Here is a 16,984-nt window from a genome sequence, read left to right on the forward strand (position 1 = left end):
GCGGCGAGGGGGGGTGGTGCGGGTCAGCGGACGGGGTGGCGGACGCCCTCGGCGAGTTCGGCGCTGAGCGTGCGCAGAGCGGTCAGCCCGGCGGCCGGGTCCGGGGCGTCGAGCACGCAGCGGACCAGGGCGCTGCCGACGATCACGCCGTCGGCGTAGCCGGCGACCGTGGCGGCCTGGGCGCCGGTGCCCACGCCGAGGCCGACGCCGACCGGCAGGTCGGTGACCTCGCGGAGCCGGGAGACCAGGACCGGCGCGGCCTCCGAGGTCTGCGCCCGGGCGCCGGTGACCCCCATGATCGCGGTCGCGTAGACGAAGCCCCGGCAGTGCTCGACGGTCATCTTCAGCCGGGCGTCGGTGGACGACGGCGAGACCAGGAACGTGCGGTCCAGGCCGTGGGCGTCCGAGGCGGCCAGCCACTCGCCGGCCTCGTCGGGGATCAGGTCCGGGGTGATCAGACCGGTGCCGCCGGCGGCGGCGAGGTCGCGGGCGAAGGCGTCGACGCCGTACTGCTCGATCGGGTTCCAGTAGGTCATCGTCACCACCGGGGCGCCGGTGGCGGCGACCGCCTCGACGATCCGCAGGGTGTCCGCGGTGCGGACCCCGCCGGCCAGGGCGATGTCGCTGGCCTTCTGGATCACCGGCCCGTCCATCACCGGGTCGGAGTAGGGGATCTCCACCTCGATGACGTCGACGCCCGCCTCGACCATGGCGGTCATCGCGGCGATACTGCCCTCGACGGTCGGGAAGCCGGCCGGCATGCAGCCGACCAGCAGGGCCCGCCCGTCGGCGCGGGCCTTGTCGAAGGCCACCCCGATCCGACTCACGCTGTCACTCCTTGTCGAGGATGCCGAAGTACTCGCCGGCGGTGTGCACGTCCTTGTCACCCCGACCGGACAGGTTGACCACGATGACCGGCTCCCGGCCGAGTTCGGCGGTGAGTCGGGGAGCGATCCGCAGCGCGCCGGCCAGCGCGTGCGAGCTCTCGATCGCCGGGATGATCCCCTCGGTACGGCAGAGCAGCTCGAACGCGGCCATCGCCTCCGCGTCGGTCACCGGCTCGTACGTGGCCCGGCCGCTGTCGTGCAGCCAGGCGTGCTCCGGCCCGACGCCCGGGTAGTCCAGCCCGGCGGAGATCGAGTGCGACTCGATGGTCTGGCCGTCGGCGTCCTGGAGCACGTACGTGCGGGTGCCGTGCAGCACGCCCGAGCTGCCGCCGGTGATGCTGGCCGCGTGCCGGCCGGTCTCCACCCCGTCGCCGCCGGCCTCGAAGCCGTACAGCCGCACGTCGGTGTCGCCGACGAAGGCGTGGAAGATGCCCAGCGCGTTGGAGCCGCCGCCGACGCAGGCGGCGACCGCGTCCGGCAGCGCGCCGGTCAGGTCGAGGCACTGCTGGCGAGCCTCCTCGCCGATGCCCCGGACGAAGTCCCGGACCATCTCCGGGAACGGGTGCGGGCCGGCGGCGGTGCCGATCAGGTAGTGGGTGTCGTCGACGTTGGCCACCCAGTCCCGCATGGCCTCGTTCATCGCGTCCTTGAGGGTGCGCGAGCCGGTGGTGACCGGGACGACGGTGGCGCCGAGCATCCGCATCCGGGCCACGTTGAGCGCCTGCCGCTGGGTGTCGACCTCGCCCATGTAGACCACGCACTCGAGGTCGAACAGGGCGGCGGCGGTGGCGGTGGCCACGCCGTGCTGGCCGGCGCCGGTCTCGGCGATCACCCGCTTCTTGCCCATCCGCCTGGTGAGCAGCGCCTGACCCAGCACGTTGCGCACCTTGTGCGCCCCGGTGTGGTTGAGGTCCTCCCGCTTGAGCAGCACCCGGGCGCCCACCTTGGCGGAGAACCGCTCGGCGGAGTAGAGCAGCGACGGGGTGCCGGCGTAGTCGCGCAGCAGGCCGTCGAACTCGGCGAGGAACGCGGCGTCGGTCATCGCCTTGCGGTACGCGGCGTCCAGCTCGTCCAGCGCCGCGACCAGCGCCTCCGGCACGAACCGGCCGCCGAAGCGACCGAAGTGACCGGCGGCGTCGGGAAGCTGACCGGCCGGGGCCGAGTCGTTGGCGCTCATGCCGTCACCTCCCTACGGTCGGCGACGCCATGAGGCACTGGCGCACCACGCCGGATGATTCGCTCGCTGCGCTCGCTCAAGGCGGTGTCCTCTCGCTGCTGACGTCTCCCGGGCGCGGGCTCAGCGCACCGGGCGGGGCGTGGCCGGGTGGTTGCCGGCGTTGACCAACTCGGCGACCGCCTCGCGGGGGCTCTTCTGGGTGACCAGGCCCTCGCCCACCAGCACGGCATCGGCGCCGGCCGAGGCGTACCGGATGAGATCGTGCGGGCCACGCACGCCGGATTCGGCGATCTTGACGACGCTGCTGGGCAGGCCGGGCGCGATCCGCTCGAAGACCGACCGGTCGACCTCCAGGGTACGCAGGTCGCGGGCGTTGACCCCGATCACCTGCGCGCCGGCCTCCAGGGCGCGGTCGGCCTCCTCCTCGTCGTGCACCTCGACCAGGGCGGTCATGCCGAGCGACTCGATCCGCTCCAGCAGACCCATCAGCACGTTCTGCTCGAGGGCGGCGACGATCAGCAGCACCAGGTCGGCGCCGTGCGCGCGCGCCTCGTGCACCTGGTAACTGGAGACCACGAAGTCCTTGCGCAGCACCGGGACCCGGACGGCGGCCCGGACGGCGGCCAGGTCGTCCAGCGAACCGCCGAACCAGCGCCCCTCGGTCAGCACGCTGATCGCCCGCGCGCCGCCGGAGGCGTACTGCCCGGCCAGGTCGGCCGGGTCGGCGATCTCGGCCAGCCGGCCCTTGGACGGCGAGGAACGCTTGACCTCGGCGATCACGGCCACCCCGGGCCGGCGCAGGGCCGCGTACGCGTCCAGCGGCGGCGGGGCGGCGGCGGCCAGCTCGCGGATCCGCTCCAGCGGAACCTGCTCCTGCCGCCGTGCCACGTCCTCCCGGACGCCGGCCAGGATCTCGTCGAGCACGCTTCCGGACGCCGCCGAACCGGCCTCGTCCCCCTCCGCGTGCCCATGCTCAGCAGTCACCAACGGACTCCCCTCTCCGGGTGTCATGGGCCGATGCTAGGGGGCGCCAGGTGATGACGGGTGCCGGGGGTATGGCGCTCCTCACGAAATGGGCTGTGGCATGATGGCCGACTTCCGGTGAACGCGATGTCACGCAGCGCCACGATGTCCGTCGACCGGCCCCTACGCCCCGCTCCGGGTCGTCGCGCGAGCATCCACCGTGGCCCATGGACCATGAGAGCACGGGCGCCCGGTTCCCGCATCACGGCGACGCCCGTCGATGCTGTGACGAAGGTCAAGGAAGAACGGCCCTACCCTGGTCGTTCGCTCCGACGGACAGTTGATCCGCCCGTCACCACGGTGAAACGTGAGCCGGGCAGCGTGTCCACCGGGCAGACTCGATGACGCGCCTGCCGAGACGTCGGACTCCTCCTGTTGGGGTGACCTCATGAGCACGACCGGGCCGAACTCCACCGCCCTCGGACTGACCACCCTTTCCCGCACCGTCGCCTCGTTGGCCGTCGGGGTGGTGCACACCCTGGAACGCGCCGTGGTCGGCGAGGGCCGGGTGCGTACCGCGCGCGGCAACGCCTGGGAGGCGGTCTGCGCCGACCGGGCCCGCGCCGACCAGCGGGCCGAGCTGGACCGCCTGGTGGCCGAGCTGGCCGCCGCCCGGGCCGCGGCCCGGGACCGCCGCGAGGTCCGCGAGCGCCAGCCGGTCAGCTGACCGTCGGGTCCTCGCCCCGGTCGAGGGCGTCCCACGCCTCGCGGGTGCCCCGCTCGGTGGCCGGGCGCCCGTCGGCCCCCGCCGGCACCTCGGCGCCGGCGCGGCGCTCGTACCGGGCGCCCATCGCCGGCCAACGCTGACCGCGCGCCGCGGTGAGCGCGCCGCCGAGCGCCGCCAGCACCCCGCCGAGCAGGCAGAGCGCCGGCCACTGCCGGCTCACCTCGCCGTCGAACGCGGCGACCAGCCCGTACCCGCCGCCCGCCGCCACCGCCGCGCCGAGCAGGGCCAGCAGCCCGCCCAGCAGGCGCCGGACCCGGCCCCTGGTGGCCAGCACCGCGCCGCCCCCGGCCAGCCCGACCAGCGCCAGCGCCGACAGCCACGGCAGCAGGTCCGCGCCGGTGCGGCCCGGCCGCGCCGACGGCAGCGATCCGCGCGGGGTCACCTCCACCGACCAGGTCCGGGTCGCCGCCCAGAAGGCCAGGCCCGCCCCGGCCAGGCAGAGCAGCACCGCGTACGTCAACTCGCGCCGGCCCGGCCCGGCCGGCGTACCCGCCTCGGCGGGGGTGTCCGGGCCGCTCACCGGGCCACTCATCGGGCCGGCCGGAGGGTTTCGGCGGCGGCGATGGCGGCGAGCACCGCGGCGGCCTTGTTCCGCGTCTCCTGGTCCTCGCCGGCGGGATCGGAATCGGCCACCACCCCGGCCCCGGCCTGCACGTACGCCCGCCCGTCGCGGATCAGCGCGGTGCGGATGGCGATCGCCATGTCCAGGTCGCCGCCGAAGCCGAAGTAGCCGACCGTGCCGCCGTAGATGCCGCGCCGGACCGGCTCCAGCTCCTCGATGATCTCCATGGCGCGCACCTTCGGGGCACCGGAGAGGGTGCCGGCCGGGAAGGTCGCGGCGAGCGCGTCGAAGGCCGTCCGGTCGTCGCGCAGCGTGCCGACCACGGTCGAGACGATGTGCATCACGTGGCTGTACCGCTCGATGGTGGCGAACTCCGGCACCTCCACCGTGCCCGGACGGCACACCCGGCCCAGGTCGTTGCGGCCCAGGTCGACCAGCATCACGTGTTCGGCCCGCTCCTTGGGGTCGGCGAGCAGCTCCGCGGCGAGCCGGGTGTCGGCGTCCGCGGTGGCGCCGCGCGGCCGGGTGCCGGCGATCGGGTGCAGCAGCGCCCGCCGCTGCCCGTCCGGACCGGCGTTGACCTTCAGGTGCGCCTCTGGCGACGAGCCGACGATGTCGAAGCCGTCGAAGCGCAGCAGGTACATGTACGGGCTGGGGTTGGTGGTGCGCAGCACCCGGTAGACGTCCAGCGGGTCGGCACGGGTGTCCCGCTCGAAGCGCTGGGCGAGCACGATCTGGAAGCACTCGCCGGCGCGGATCGCCTCCTTGGCCGCCTCGACCGCCTTCGGGTAGCCGCCCTCCGGGGTACGGCTGACCACCTCGCCGGCCGGCGGCCGGCCGACGGTGGAGATCATGGGCGGAATCGGTCGGGACAGCGCGGTGGTCATCGCGTCGAGCCGCCCGACCGCGTGGTGGTACGCCGCCGCGACCAGCGGCTCCCGGTCCGGCGCGTCCAGCGGCGGCAGCACCGCGTTGGCGACCAGGATCGCCGAGCCGTCGTAGTGGTCGAGCACCACCAGGTCGGTCGCGAGCATCATGCCCAGCTCCGGCACCCCGAGGTCGTCCTCGGTCAGCTCGGGCAGCCGCTCGAAGCGCCGGATCAGGTCGTAGCCCAGGTAGCCGACCATGCCGCCGGTCAGCGGCGGCATGTCGCTGGCCGGGTCCCAGACCGGGCCGGCGAGGGCCTCGACGGTCTCGCGCAGCACCTCGACCGGGTCTCCGGAGGACGGCACGCCGGCCGGGGGCTGGCCGGTCCAGACCGCGACGCCGTCCCGCTCGACCAGGGTCGCGCCGCTGCGCACGCCGATGAACGAGTACCGCGACCAGGACATCCCGGCCGAGCCGACGCCCTGCTCGGCGGACTCCAGCAGGAAGGTGCCCGGGCCCCCGGCGAGCTTGCGGTAGACCCCGACCGGGGTCTCCGCGTCGGCCAGCAGCCGCCGGGTCACCGGCACCACCCGCCAGCGGGCGGCCAGCTCGGTGAAGCTGCCCAGGTCGGGGCTCAGGGTGCCGTCGGTCATCGCCGGGCCTGCCTCTCGTCCGCGCCGGCGCGGTCCGGCCGCGCCCCGCTGTCCGCGCTCACCGCTGGGTGCCTGCGCCGCTGACCGGCAGCTCGGTGAAGAAGCAGGTGCGGTGCCCGGTGTGACAGGCCGCCCCCACCTGGTCGACGCTGACCAGCAGCGCGTCACCGTCGCAGTCCAGCGCGACCGAGCGGACGTACTGGTGGTGCCCGGAGGTGGCCCCCTTGACCCAGTACTCCTGCCGGCTGCGCGACCAGTAGGTGGCCCGGCCGGTGGTCAGCGTGCGGTGCAGCGCCTCGTCGTCCATCCAGGCGACCATCAGCACCTCGCCGGTGTCGTGCTGGCGCACCACCGCGGCGACCAGGCCGTCGGGGGTGCGGCGCAGCTGGGCGGCGACGGCCGGATCGAGGCGCGACGGGCGCACGGCGCCGGCGTCGGCGTCGCTCGGGGAAGAGTCAGTCACGGGCACAGTGACCCATTGTCCCGCACGCGGTGCGGGGACCTGCGGGGCGTACCCGCCCCGGCGGGCGGCCCGGGCGAGCTGGGCGACGTAGCGGTCCAGCCGCCGGTCGGCGAGCGCCGCGGCCAGGTCCGGCCCGGCCACCTCCGCGACCCGGTCGGCGTACGGGCGGACCAGCGGGAGGGCCCCGGCGACCAGGCGCGCCGCGGCGGCCCCGAGCTGGCCGGTGGAGGCGGGGCGCAGCCCGAGGCAGAGCAGCATGTCGTCGCGGTAGCCGGGCGGGGCGACCGGCAGCGCGAGCGCGGCGGCGAAGGCGGCCCGCCGGGACACCACCCGGACGCTCGGGTTGGCCAGCCGCAGCACCGAGGGGCAGAGCCGGGCCAGGTCGGCGGCGGCCAGGCGTACCCCGAGGTGGTCGCCGGCGGCGCGGGCGGCGGCCACCTTGCCCAGGGTGGCGACCAGTTCCTCCAGCCGGGGTTGGTCGGCGGGCTGGCAGAGCACCGGCAGGTCGATCCGGGGCCGCCAGCCCTCCTCCGCCCAGAGCAGCCGGACCGGCGCGGTGACCGGCAGGCCGAACGCCCAGTCGGCCGGCTCGCCGAGCCGGTCCACCCAGGAGCGGACGTCCCGGGCGGCCACCGACACGTGCACCAGCCGGCCGTCCACCTCGACCAGGTACGCCTGCCGCACCGCGTACGGGGTGCGGCCGGGGCCGGTGGACCGGCCCGTCGCGCCCGAGGTGGGCGGGGCGGGGCGGTCGTCGTCGGCGACGAGCACGTCGAGGTCGACGTCGCTGTGCGCGGTGGCGGACCGTCGGGCGTGGCTGCCGCGCAGCAGGATCCCGACGACGGGGCGTTCGGCGCCCTCGCGCAGCCGGGTCGCCCAGTCGTCGAAGAAGGTGCCCGCCAACAACGGAGCGTGATCCACCGCGCCATCCTGCCGTTGCGCCCCATCGGGCCGCAATGCCCGATGACGGACACCGTGTCCGATGACGGACACGGTGTCCGTTCAGGGGGGTTAGTGCCCCACGGTTCGCATTGATGCCTCGGGATACCTTTCGCCGGCCACCGCGCCGGCGGGAACCGCCGCGCCCAGCCGGTCCCGCTGCTCGGGGGTGAGCCGGATGTCGGCCGCCGCGGCGTTCTCCTCCAGGTAGCGGACCCGCTTGGTGCCGGGGATCGGCAGGATGTCCTCGCCCTGGGCCAGCAGCCAGGCCAGCGCGGCCTGGGCCGGGGTGCAGCCGATCTCCTCGGCCACCGCGCGCACCGCCGCGACCAGCCGCAGGTTGGCGTCGAGGTTGCCCTCGGCGAAGCGCGGCACGCCGGCCCGCCAGTCGTCGGCGGCGAGCTGGTCGCGGCCGCTGATCGCCCCGGTGAGCAGCCCCCGCCCGACCGGCGAGTACGCCACCAGCGCCACCCCCAGCTCCCGGCAGGTGGCCAGCATCTCGCCCTCGACGTCCCGGGTGAACAGCGAGTACTCCATCTGGACCGCGGTGACCGGGTGCACCGCGTGCGCCGCCCGCAGCGTCGCCGGGCTGACCTCGCTGAGCCCGATCAGGCGGACCTTGCCGGCCTCGACCAGCTCGGCCAGCGCGCCGACGGTCTCCTCGATCGGGGTGCGCGGGTCGCGCCGGTGCAGGTAGTACAGGTCGATGGTGTCGACCCGGAGCCGACCCAGCGAGGCGTCGCAGGCCTCGCGGGCCCAGGCGGCGCTGCTGTCCACGTACGCGCCGGGGGTGCCGGTGCCACCGACGCTGTCGCCGCCGGTGCGGTTGCCGAACTTGGTGGCCAGGAAGACCTCGTCGCGGCGGGCCCGCACCACCGGGGCGAGCAGCCGCTCGTTCGCGCCGGCGCCGTACATGTCGGCGGTGTCCAGGTGGTTGACGCCCAGGTCAAGGGCCCGGTGCAGGGTACGGGTGGACTCGGTGTCGTCGCGCCCACCGTAGGCGAAGCTCATCCCCATGCAGCCCAGCCCGATGGCCGAGACCTCCGGGCCGGTGGCCCCCATCCGTCGACGGATCATCGGCCCTCCTCGGCCCGGCGGTAGAGGTCGATCTTGTAGTTGAGCACCTTCAGGTCCTCCTCCAGTTCAGCCATCCGGGCCAGCACCCGGGCCCGGTGCGCCTCGAACAGCGCCCGCCGGGCGCCGAGCGTCCGGTCGCCCTGCCGGGCCAGTTCGGCGTACCGGCGCATGTCGCGCACCGGCATCCCGGTGCGGCGCAGCCGGGTGAGCAGGAGCAGCCAGTCCAGGTCGGACTCGGTGTAGCGGCGGCGCCCCGCCGAGTCCCGGCCGACCGGGGCGACGAGCCCCTCCTGCTCGTACCAGCGCAGCGTGTAGGTGGTCAGGCCGACCCGGGCCGCCGCCTCGCCCACGGAGAGGGCCGCTTCCTGCGTGCTGATGTCCACGCCGCCCAGGCTTCCAGTTCGAGAGCACTCGAAGTCAACCGTTGCGTCGGTCCGGGTATCTCATCTAGCGTTGAGTTCAACAGCTGATGAGTTTTGGAGGTGGGCGGTGGAGGACGCGATCACGGTCCGCGACCTGGTCGTCGACCGGGGCCGGCGGAGGGTGCTGCACGGCATCGACTGCACCGTCCCCCGGGGCTCGGTGACCGGGCTGCTCGGGCCTAGCGGCAGCGGCAAGACCACCCTGATGCGGGCGGTGGTCGGGGTCCAGGTGATCGACTCGGGCACGGTCACCGTGCTGGGCCGGCCGGCCGGCTCGGCCGACCTGCGCCACCGGGTCGGCTACCTGACCCAGGCGCCCAGCGTCTACGCCGACCTGACGGTCCGGGAGAACGCCCGCTACTTCGCGGCGCTGCAGGGCCGGCACGCGACCGACGCCGACCGGGCGGTCGCCGACGTCGGGCTGGCCGACGCGGCCACCCAGCTGGTCGGCACCCTCTCCGGCGGGCAGCGCAGCCGGGCCTCGCTGGCCTGCGCCCTGGTCGGCGACCCCGAGCTGGTCATCCTCGACGAGCCGACGGTCGGCCAGGACCCGGTGCTGCGGGCCGACCTGTGGGCCCGGTTCCACGAGATGGCGGCGGCCGGCACCACGCTGCTGGTCTCCAGCCACGTGATGGACGAGGCGGCCCGCTGCGACCGGCTGCTGCTGATCCGGGAGGGTCGGCTGGTCGCCGACGACACTCCCGACGCGGTCCGGGAGCGCACCGGGGTCGACGACCTGGAGGAGGCGTTCCTGCGGTTGATCCGGTCGAGCGAGGCGGGCCAGCAGCCCGCGGGTAGGGAGGCGTGATGAGTGCGAGGATCCTGGCCGTCACCGTCGGGCGCATCCTGCGCCAGCTGCGGCACGACAAGCGCACGGTGGCGCTGCTGGTGGTGGTGCCGACGGTGCTGCTGACCCTGGTCTACTACATGTACGCCGACCAGCCCACCGCCCCCGGGCAGCCGTCGACCTTCGACCGGATCGCCCTGATCATGCTGGGCTTCTTCCCGTTCATCGTGATGTTCCTGGTGACCAGCATCGCGATGCTGCGCGAGCGCACCACCGGCACGCTGGAACGGCTGCTCACCACGCCGCTGCACAAGCTCGACCTGCTCTTCGGCTACGGCATCGCGTTCGGGCTGGCCGGGGCGGTGCAGGCGACCATCGCCGCGGGCGTGGCGTACTGGCTGCTCGGGATGGAGACCGCCGGCAGCGCCGGGCTGGTCATCCTGGTCGCGGCGCTGAACGCCGTGCTGGCCGTGGCGCTCGGGCTGTTCTGCAGCGCCTTCGCCCGCACCGAGTTCCAGGCGGTCCAGTTCATGCCGGTCGTGGTCGCCCCGCAGCTGCTGCTCTGCGGGCTCTTCGTGCCGCGCGGCCAGATGGCCGGCTGGCTCCAGGCGGTCAGCGACGCGCTCCCCCTGTCGTACGCGGTCGAGGCCCTGCAGGAGGTCGGCGCGCACGCCGAGCCGACCGGCACCATGTGGCGGGACGTGGCGATCGTCGCCGGCGCGGCGGTGGCGGCCCTGGTGCTCGCGGCGGCGACCCTGCGGCGGCGCAGCGGATGACGCCGCGCCGCACCGGCCGGCGCCCCGGCAACCCGGACACCCGGCAGGCCATCCTCGCGGCGGCCCGGACGACCTTCGCCGAGCGCGGCTTCGACGCGGCCTCGATCCGGGTCATCGCCGCCGCCGCGGGGGTCGATCCGGCCCTGGTGCACCACTACTTCGGCAGCAAGGAGGAACTCTTCCGGGCCACCGTCGAGATCCCGCTGGACCCGGCGGAGCTGCTCCCCGTCGTGCTGGCCGGCGGGGCGGACGGCGTCGGTGAGCGGCTGGTCCGGACGTTCCTCGGGGTGTGGGACTCGCCGGCCGGCAAGGCGGCGCTGGCCCTGCTCCGCTCGGCGGTCAACAACGACTGGACGGCCCGGCTGCTGCGCGAGTTCCTGGTCACCCAGGTGCTGCGCCGGGTGCTCGACCACCTCGACGTCCCGCCGGCGGAGCTGCCGCTGCGCGGCTCGCTGGTGGCCACCCAGATGATCGGCCTGGCCATGATGCGGTACGTCATCCGGCTGGAGCCCGTCGCGTCGGCGGCACCGGAGACGCTCGTCGCCGCGATCGGCCCGACGGTGCAGCGCTACCTCACCGGCGACCTGCCGGCCGGACGGGGCCGTGACGTCTAGAGTGCGCGCGGGCGGTCCGGCAGTACGGCCGGCTCCGGCTCGTCTTCCGGTGTGCGGCTGCGGCCGAAGGCGTCCATTCTGCCCCAGCGACCGGGGATGTTCAGCAGCTCGACACGTCCGACGCCGGTGGGCAACTCGGGGTCGATGACGAGGTGTTCGCCCTGCGGTTCGAGGCCGAGCATGACGCGCAGCAGCAGCAGCGGGGCCCCGGCCGACCAGGCCTGTGGGCTGCAGGCGGTGGGGTATTCGACGGGGTAGGTGGTGCGGGCTCGCGGGTAGCCGGCGAACGCCTCAGGCAGCCGGCCCTGGAAGTACTCGGCGGCGTCGAAGATGGCCTGACAGATGGTGGCGGCCTCGCGGCGGAAGCCGTAGCGCCACAGGCCCCAGGCGATGATGGAGTTGTCGAACGGCCACACCGTGCCGACGTGGTAGCCGAGCGGGTTGTACCGGGCGCAGTCGGTGGCCAGGGTGCGCACGCCCCAGCCGGAGAACAGCCTGGGGCTGAGCAGAAGTTCGGCGATCCGGCCGGCGCGGGACTCGTCGACGATGCCGCTCCACAACAGGTGTCCAATGTTGGACGACAGCGCGTCGACCTGGCCGCCGTCGGTGTCGAGGGCGAAGGCGTAGTACTCCCCGTCGGCTACCCAGAACTCCTGGTTGAACCGGGTCTTGAGGTCGGCGGCTTCGCGTTCGAGGCGGTCGGCGTAGGCGGGGTCGTTCCAGTACAGGCGGGCCAGGCGGGCACCGCGCACCTTCGCGTCGTAGGCGTAGCCCTGCAGTTCGCAGGTCGCCCGCGGAAAGTCGGGCAGCCGGCCATCGCGGTAGGACACGGAGTCCCAGGAGTCTTTCCAGCACTGGTTGGGTAGCCCGGTCTTGGGGTTGCGGGTCTGATACCAGATGTATCCGGTGTCAAGAAGGTCGCCGTAGGTGTCGATCCACCGCAATGCTGCGCGAGCCTCGAATTCGTACGCGCGCACCAGGGTCGCATCCCCGGTCCAGCGTTCGTACTCATCTAGCAGGATCACGAACAACGGGGTGCTGTCCGCAGACCCGTAGTACGGAGAGTGCGGCTGCTCCTCGAAGCCGGCCGATTCGCCGTAGCGCAGCTCGTGCAGGATCTTGCCCGGTTCCTCGTCGGAGAAGTCGTTGATCCGGGTGCCCTGACCGTAAGCGAGGGTGCCGAGGGTGGCCGGCACGAGCTGCGGGGTGAACGGCAGGGCCTGCAGGCAGGTGAAGATGCTGTCCCGGCCGAACACGGTCATGAACCACGGCAGGCCGGCGGCGATCAGCTCCGCGGCCACGCTGATCGACGTGTACCGCAGCGCCGCCAGGTCCACCAGACTCCGGCGGTAGGTGGACGCTATGGGCGGGCTGTCGCAGGAGAGCCGCGGAGCTGCTGCCACCCACCGTCGCAGCTCCTCGTCCAGCTCGTCCCGGGAGCGGACGTACCGCAGCTTCAAGCTTTCCCGGAAGTCCCGTTCCTGCGCACCGAGCACAAGGGTCCGCACGTGCAGCTGCGTCTGCCACTCCGCCTGCGGCGGGATACGGACCTGGAAGGTCATCCCGTCGGAGTCGATGACCGCCGCGGCCGACGACGAGATCACGGTCTCCCGGTGGAACCGGTCGCGCAGATAGCGCAGTCGCAGCTGCCCCTCCTCCACGATCGCCGACACCGGCGCCTTCTTGCGCTGCGGGTTCTTGATCTCGAAGATGTCGGCGAAGTCGCTGCCCATGTCCACCCGCACGGACAGTTCGACCTCGTGAGCGCCGTGGTTGAGGACAGCGAGGTCTTCAGTGAAACTGCCACCGATCGTCCGGTTGCGAATCACCGAGATTTTCGCGTCGATGTAGTGGGTGGGCTCCCCGGGCACGAGAAAGAAGCGGGTCTCGAAATACCGGACGTCGTCAACCGACAACGCGTGCAGACGCTCACCGTTCACCCTCAGCCGCCACGTCGACAAGAAGCGTGTGTCATAGGAGAACAAGCCTGTCGGCACACTCGGCGATGGATCGACATCGCCCTGCTCGTCGCAGGCCAGGAACGTGTTGCCGTCCAGAATGCTGATTGACCTTCTCATCCCGGCATCACCGGATCCGTGCCTGCAGGCGCTCCCGCCACGCCTGCCCGTGCGGGGCCTGCTGCCGCGCCACCTCCCGCGGATCACGGGTGCCCGACGGTGAGGGGAAAAACCGCCGGAAAGTCAGGATCAGGCGGGCGTCACCGGCAAAAGACGCCTCATTACGGAGCAGCGCAGCTGTCGTCGGCGTTTCGCCGCAAATCAGCTGCTCGAAAAGCTCGTGGGTAGTCGTCAACACCGCGTCAGCGGCCTTCGCCTCCCGCGTCACCACCACAGCATCCGCCAGGCTCATGTTCACATACCAGTGATCGGTGTGACCGCCATCGACCAGGTCGATGCGCATGGTCCCCCTGATGCGTGGCGGCAACAATGAGCGACCGCGTGATTCCAGCGCGAGCAAGAACTCCTCAATCGCCCCGCCCATACACCCTCCCACGCACCTCGGCAAAGTGTAGGCAGGCGCCAGCCTCGTCGAGGTGGTTTCGAGGGACCATGGTGCAAATCAGATCCCGTCAGCCCTGGGGAGACGTCGGAGACCGGACGCTGGTTCCTGCGGCGGCAGAAATGCCTACCGGCTCCGCTCGCCGGCGCCGGCGTGCGGGCAGAGCATGGGGTGCAGCAGCCGGGCCAGTTCCGCGTGGTCGGCCACCGGATGCGGAAAGGCGAGCCGGGCCCGGCGACGGGCGCCGGGCCGGCCGTACGAGACCACCAGGCCGTACCGGTCGATCCGGACCACCCGGGGTGCGGTGTCCGTGCCGCCGTCGGCCAGGCCGAGCTGCCGGCGCAGGTAGCCCGCCACCTGGTCGGCGTGGTGGTCGGTGAGGTCGGCCAGCAGCTCGGCCTCGATCGCGTGCAGCGGGTCCGGCTCGGCGGCGGCGTACTCCCCGGGGTCGACGCGGCGCACGGAGTCGGCGCCCTCCAGGCGGGCCTCGACCACCTCGAACCGGTGCAGCCGGAACCGGGTGCCGACGTCGAGCAGGTCACCGGTCGGATCGACGGCCGCGAAGTCGGCCGCGCCGCGCCGGGCGTCCGCACCCCGCAGCGGCGCCGCCCAGCCGGAGATCCAGGCGCGGCCGAGCGACGGCGCGCCGGGCGCCGGGGGCAGGTCCAGCACGTCGAGCACCACGGCGACGTCGTCGTCGGCCCCGGGGTCCAGCTCGGCGGCGAGGTCGCTGACCACCGGCACGAGCATCAGCACCTGTCCCTCCGGGTCGGTGGCGTGCCGGACGTGGTACGGGCCCGGGCGGTGCGCGAGGTGCACCAGACCGGGGAGCCGACCGGCGACCAGGGTGCGGACGATCTCGGCGGGGCTCGGTCCCATCGGGGCACCTCCTGCGTAGGTTAGGCTTACCTAAGTAGCACCCTAGAACACCCGAGCGGAGACGTCCACGTGAACCACCCCCGCCCCAAGGCCCGCCTCTCCCGGGCCCTCGGCATCCCTCTTACCCGCAAGTGCGTCCAGTACCTCGAACGCCGCCCCTACCCGCCGGGCGTGCACGGCCGGGCCCGCCGGCGCACCTCCGACTACCAGGTCCGGCTGCTGGAGAAGCAGCGGCTGCGGCACCAGTACAACGTCAGCGAGGTACAGCTGCGCCGCGCCTTCGAGGAGGCGGCGCGGGACGCCGGCAAGACCGGCGAGACGCTGGTCGCGCTGCTGGAACGGCGGCTGGACGCGGTGGTGCACCGCGCCGGCCTGGCCCGCAGCATCTACCAGGCCCGGCAACTGGTCGCCCACGGGCACCTCACCGTCGACGGGCGCAAGGTCGACCGGCCGTCGTACCGGCTGCGGCCCGGTCAGGTGGTCGCCGTCCGCGAGCGCAGCCGGCAGCTGCCGCCCTTCCAGCTCGCCGCCACCGGGGCGAACGCGGACGAGGGGCCCGGCCGGCCGTACCTGTCGGTCGACCTGACCGGCCTACGGGCCACCCTGCTGCGCGAGCCGGCCCGGCACGAGGTGCCGGTGATCTGCGACGAGCAGTTGGTGGTCGAGCACTACTCCCGATGAGCCGACCGGATCCGGCGCGCGACGCGCCGGATCCGGCTCAACGGGTCAGCGGGTCTGCTCCAGCCAGGAGGCGTAGAGCAGGGCGTAGACCGACTCCGGGTCGCGGACCAGCTCGTCGTGCGGGCCGCGCTGCACGATCCGGCCCCGGTCCACCACGATCACCTCGTCGGCCGCCTGCGCGGTGGAGAGCCGGTGCGCGATGGCCAGGGTGGTCCGGCCGCGGGTCACCGCGTCCAGGGTGCGCTGCAGGCGTACCTCGGTGGCCGGATCGACGGCGCTGGTGGCCTCGTCGAGCACCAGCAGGTCCGGGTCGGCCACGTACGCCCGGGCGAGCGCCACCAGCTGCCGCTCCCCCACGCTCAGCGACTCGCCCCGCTCGCCGACCGCGGTGGCCAGCCCCGACGGCAGGCCGTCCAGCCAGTCGGCCAGCCCCAGCTCGGTGAAGGCCGCGGTGAGTTGCGCGTCGGTCAGCTCGGGGCGGGCGAAGCGGACGTTGTCGCCCACCGTGGCGTCGAAGAGGAAACCGTCCTGCGGCACCATCACCACCCGGGCGCGCAGCGAGTCGAACCGCACCCGGTCCAGCGGCACCCCGGAGAGCAGCACCTGCCCGTCGGTCGGGTCCATCAGCCGGGTGAGCAGCTTGGCGAAGGTGGTCTTGCCGCTGCCGGTCTCGCCGACCACCGCCACCCGGCTCTTCGCCGGGATGTCGAGGGTGACGTCGTGCAGCACCGGCGGGCCGCCCGGGTACGCGAACGTCACCCCGGCGAAGCGGATGTCCAGCGGGCCCGGCGGCAGCTCCCGCCCCTGCTCGCCCGGGTCGGCCACGTCCGGCGCGACGTCGAGCACGTCCAGCACCCGACGCCAGCCGGCGATGGCGTTCTGCGCCTCGTTGAGCACCTCGGTGGCGATCTGCACCGGCTGGATGAAGAGCGTGACCAGGAACAGGAACGCGGTGAGCTGGCCGATGGAGAGCGAGCCGTCCACGCCGAGCAGCACCCCGAGGACCACCACGCCGGCCAGCGCCAGGCCGGCCGCCAACTCCCCCACCGAGCTGCCCAGGATGCTGATCCGGATCGCCCGCTGCTGGGCGTGCTGCTGCCCCTCGATCGCGGTGTCGAGCCGCCGGGCGGTGCGCCCCGCGATGCCGTACGCCCGGATCACCGGCGCGCCGACCACGCTCTCGGCGATCGTGCCGAGCAGGGTGCCCGTCCGCTGCCGGACCACGCCGTAGGCGGCGCCGAGCCGACGCTGCAGCTGCCGGATCACCAGCACCGCCGGCGCGAAGGCGACGAGCACCACCAGGGTCAACTTCCAGGAGTACGCCAGCATCACGGCCGTGGTGACCAGGAGCTGACCCAGGTTGACGAGCAGGATCACGCCGCCCCACTGGAGGAACTGGGTGATCTGGTCGACATCGCTGGTCACCCGGGAGACCAGCGACCCACGCCGCTCGGACTGCTGGTGCAGCATCGACAGGTCGTGCACGTGCCGGAACGCCCGGGTCCGGACATTGGCCAGCGCGGTCTCGCTGACCGTGAACAGCCGGCGCATCATCAGGTACCCGCAGCCGGTGGTGACCACCAGCACCGCCGCGGTGACCGCGACCACCCGCCACACCACGGCCAGGTCCAGGCCGCCGACGATGCCGCCGTCGATGCCCCGCTGCACGGCGACCGGCACGGCCACCCGGCCGACCATGTACACCAGGGCCAGCGCCAGGGTGCCGGCCAGCCCGGTCCGCAGCTCCGGGGAGAGCGCCAGGCCGCGCCGCAGCGTCCGCCAGGTCGTCTCGGGACGCTCCTGCGGCTCCTCGCGCCGCTCCGGCTCCACCGTCGTCGCGCTCACCGGGCCGACCTTTCGTTCGCGACTGCGGGGCTCCGCTCCGCTGCACTCCTCGCGCTCACCGGGCCGACCTTTCGTTCGCGACTGC

The 16,984-nt window shown here is 73.5% G+C and carries 16 protein-coding genes and 2 pseudogenes; 5 read left to right on the forward strand and 13 right to left on the reverse strand.

From position 1 onward, the window contains the following. Positions 1 to 23 precede the first annotated feature (23 nt). The 3 genes from trpA to trpC all read right to left on the reverse strand — a co-directional run bounded on the left by trpA (position 24) and on the right by trpC (position 2,988). Positions 24 to 827 (reverse strand): tryptophan synthase subunit alpha, encoded by an 804-nt coding sequence (gene trpA, locus M2302_RS12920; protein ID WP_154943786.1) that lies wholly within the window; start codon positions 825 to 827, stop codon positions 24 to 26. A gap of 4 nt (positions 828 to 831) precedes the next feature. Beyond that, positions 832 to 2,064 (reverse strand): tryptophan synthase subunit beta, encoded by a 1,233-nt coding sequence (gene trpB, locus M2302_RS12925; RefSeq protein ID WP_280838154.1) that lies wholly within the window; start codon positions 2,062 to 2,064, stop codon positions 832 to 834. A gap of 120 nt (positions 2,065 to 2,184) precedes the next feature. Next, complete coding sequence (trpC, locus tag M2302_RS12930; protein WP_238451801.1) at positions 2,185 to 2,988, reverse strand: indole-3-glycerol phosphate synthase TrpC; 804 nt, start codon at positions 2,986 to 2,988, stop codon at positions 2,185 to 2,187. A gap of 487 nt (positions 2,989 to 3,475) precedes the next feature. Here trpC and M2302_RS12935 point away from each other — a divergent pair, with 487 nt between their 5' ends. Continuing rightward, positions 3,476 to 3,754 (forward strand): hypothetical protein, encoded by a 279-nt coding sequence (locus M2302_RS12935; RefSeq protein ID WP_154943793.1) that lies wholly within the window; start codon positions 3,476 to 3,478, stop codon positions 3,752 to 3,754. Here M2302_RS12935 and M2302_RS12940 read toward each other — a convergent pair. The 6 genes and pseudogenes from M2302_RS12940 to M2302_RS12965 form a co-directional block, all read right to left on the reverse strand. Further along, positions 3,747 to 4,346 (reverse strand): Trp biosynthesis-associated membrane protein, encoded by a 600-nt coding sequence (locus tag M2302_RS12940; RefSeq protein WP_280838155.1) that lies wholly within the window; start codon positions 4,344 to 4,346, stop codon positions 3,747 to 3,749. The genes M2302_RS12935 and M2302_RS12940 overlap by 8 nt on opposite strands. After that, positions 4,343 to 5,896 carry an anthranilate synthase component I gene (locus M2302_RS12945; RefSeq protein ID WP_280838156.1) on the reverse strand — a complete coding sequence of 518 codons (1,554 nt, stop codon included), beginning with the start codon at positions 5,894 to 5,896 and terminating at the stop codon, positions 4,343 to 4,345. The genes M2302_RS12940 and M2302_RS12945 overlap by 4 nt, the downstream gene beginning before the upstream one ends. Before the next feature lie 58 nt (positions 5,897 to 5,954). Next, positions 5,955 to 6,317 (reverse strand): annotated as a pseudogene (gene hisI, locus M2302_RS12950) (phosphoribosyl-AMP cyclohydrolase); the annotation flags it as partial. A 216-nt stretch (positions 6,318 to 6,533) separates the two neighbouring features. Beyond that, positions 6,534 to 7,352, reverse strand: a pseudogene (locus M2302_RS33115) (phosphoribosyl-AMP cyclohydrolase); the annotation flags it as partial. 18 nt (positions 7,353 to 7,370) lie between these two features. Continuing rightward, positions 7,371 to 8,375: an aldo/keto reductase gene (locus M2302_RS12960; RefSeq protein WP_280838157.1), complete on the reverse strand. Its 1,005-nt coding sequence runs from the start codon at positions 8,373 to 8,375 to the stop codon at positions 7,371 to 7,373. Next, on the reverse strand, positions 8,372 to 8,758 hold the full coding sequence (locus tag M2302_RS12965) for a MerR family transcriptional regulator (protein WP_280838158.1): 387 nt from the start codon (positions 8,756 to 8,758) through the stop codon (positions 8,372 to 8,374). Before M2302_RS12965 ends, M2302_RS12960 begins: the two co-directional genes overlap by 4 nt. Positions 8,759 to 8,864: 106 nt before the next feature. On the opposite strand from M2302_RS12965, the gene M2302_RS12970 reads away from it, so the two are divergent. From M2302_RS12970 to M2302_RS12980, 3 genes are read left to right on the forward strand one after another with little or no spacing between them, the layout of a single operon-like run. Next, positions 8,865 to 9,605 carry an ABC transporter ATP-binding protein gene (locus M2302_RS12970; RefSeq protein ID WP_280838159.1) on the forward strand — a complete coding sequence of 247 codons (741 nt, stop codon included), beginning with the start codon at positions 8,865 to 8,867 and terminating at the stop codon, positions 9,603 to 9,605. Continuing rightward, on the forward strand, positions 9,605 to 10,360 hold the full coding sequence (locus tag M2302_RS12975) for an ABC transporter permease (protein WP_280838160.1): 756 nt from the start codon (positions 9,605 to 9,607) through the stop codon (positions 10,358 to 10,360). The genes M2302_RS12970 and M2302_RS12975 overlap by 1 nt, the downstream gene beginning before the upstream one ends. After that, the gene (locus M2302_RS12980) at positions 10,357 to 10,974 is read left to right on the forward strand and encodes a TetR family transcriptional regulator (protein ID WP_280838162.1); all 618 of its coding nucleotides are present in this window, start codon (positions 10,357 to 10,359) and stop codon (positions 10,972 to 10,974) included. Before M2302_RS12975 ends, M2302_RS12980 begins: the two co-directional genes overlap by 4 nt. Here the strand turns inward: M2302_RS12980 and M2302_RS12985 are convergent. The 3 genes from M2302_RS12985 to M2302_RS12995 form a co-directional block, all read right to left on the reverse strand. After that, on the reverse strand, positions 10,971 to 13,052 hold the full coding sequence (locus M2302_RS12985; RefSeq protein WP_280838261.1) for a glycogen debranching N-terminal domain-containing protein: 2,082 nt from the start codon (positions 13,050 to 13,052) through the stop codon (positions 10,971 to 10,973). The two genes, M2302_RS12980 and M2302_RS12985, sit on opposite strands and share 4 nt — an antisense overlap. A 7-nt stretch (positions 13,053 to 13,059) precedes the next feature. After that, on the reverse strand, positions 13,060 to 13,476 hold the full coding sequence (locus tag M2302_RS12990) for an SCP2 sterol-binding domain-containing protein (RefSeq protein WP_280838163.1): 417 nt from the start codon (positions 13,474 to 13,476) through the stop codon (positions 13,060 to 13,062). A gap of 144 nt (positions 13,477 to 13,620) precedes the next feature. Continuing rightward, positions 13,621 to 14,373, reverse strand: a complete 753-nt coding sequence (locus tag M2302_RS12995) for a DUF2470 domain-containing protein (protein ID WP_280838164.1) — start codon at positions 14,371 to 14,373, stop codon at positions 13,621 to 13,623. 69 nt (positions 14,374 to 14,442) lie between these two features. Between M2302_RS12995 and rpsD the strand changes: the two genes are divergently transcribed. After that, positions 14,443 to 15,054, forward strand: coding sequence for a 30S ribosomal protein S4 (gene rpsD / locus M2302_RS13000; RefSeq protein ID WP_210774764.1), 612 nt, complete (start codon positions 14,443 to 14,445; stop codon positions 15,052 to 15,054). Between the two features lie 45 nt (positions 15,055 to 15,099). On the opposite strand, the gene M2302_RS13005 is transcribed toward rpsD, so the two are convergent. Then, entirely contained in the window at positions 15,100 to 16,899 is a 1,800-nt protein-coding gene (locus M2302_RS13005) for an ABC transporter ATP-binding protein (RefSeq protein ID WP_280838165.1), read from the reverse strand. Positions 16,900 to 16,984: the final 85 nt, after the last annotated feature.

The organism is Micromonospora sp. A200, assembly GCF_029893845.1.
In the GTDB taxonomy this organism is placed as follows: domain Bacteria; phylum Actinomycetota; class Actinomycetes; order Mycobacteriales; family Micromonosporaceae; genus Micromonospora; species Micromonospora purpureochromogenes.

Coding starts and splice junctions, on each gene's coding strand:
- M2302_RS12935 (WP_154943793.1), top strand. CDS start 3,476: ATGAGCACGACCGGGCCGAACTCCACCGCCCTCGGACTGACCACCCTT.
- M2302_RS12960 (WP_280838157.1), bottom strand. CDS start 8,375: ATGATCCGTCGACGGATGGGGGCCACCGGCCCGGAGGTCTCGGCCATC.
- M2302_RS12985 (WP_280838261.1), bottom strand. CDS start 13,052: ATGAGAAGGTCAATCAGCATTCTGGACGGCAACACGTTCCTGGCCTGC.
- M2302_RS12975 (WP_280838160.1), top strand. CDS start 9,605: ATGAGTGCGAGGATCCTGGCCGTCACCGTCGGGCGCATCCTGCGCCAG.
- M2302_RS12990 (WP_280838163.1), bottom strand. CDS start 13,476: ATGGGCGGGGCGATTGAGGAGTTCTTGCTCGCGCTGGAATCACGCGGT.
- M2302_RS12980 (WP_280838162.1), top strand. CDS start 10,357: ATGACGCCGCGCCGCACCGGCCGGCGCCCCGGCAACCCGGACACCCGG.
- trpB (WP_280838154.1), bottom strand. CDS start 2,064: ATGAGCGCCAACGACTCGGCCCCGGCCGGTCAGCTTCCCGACGCCGCC.
- M2302_RS12940 (WP_280838155.1), bottom strand. CDS start 4,346: ATGAGTGGCCCGGTGAGCGGCCCGGACACCCCCGCCGAGGCGGGTACG.
- M2302_RS12945 (WP_280838156.1), bottom strand. CDS start 5,896: ATGACCGACGGCACCCTGAGCCCCGACCTGGGCAGCTTCACCGAGCTG.
- M2302_RS12995 (WP_280838164.1), bottom strand. CDS start 14,373: ATGGGACCGAGCCCCGCCGAGATCGTCCGCACCCTGGTCGCCGGTCGG.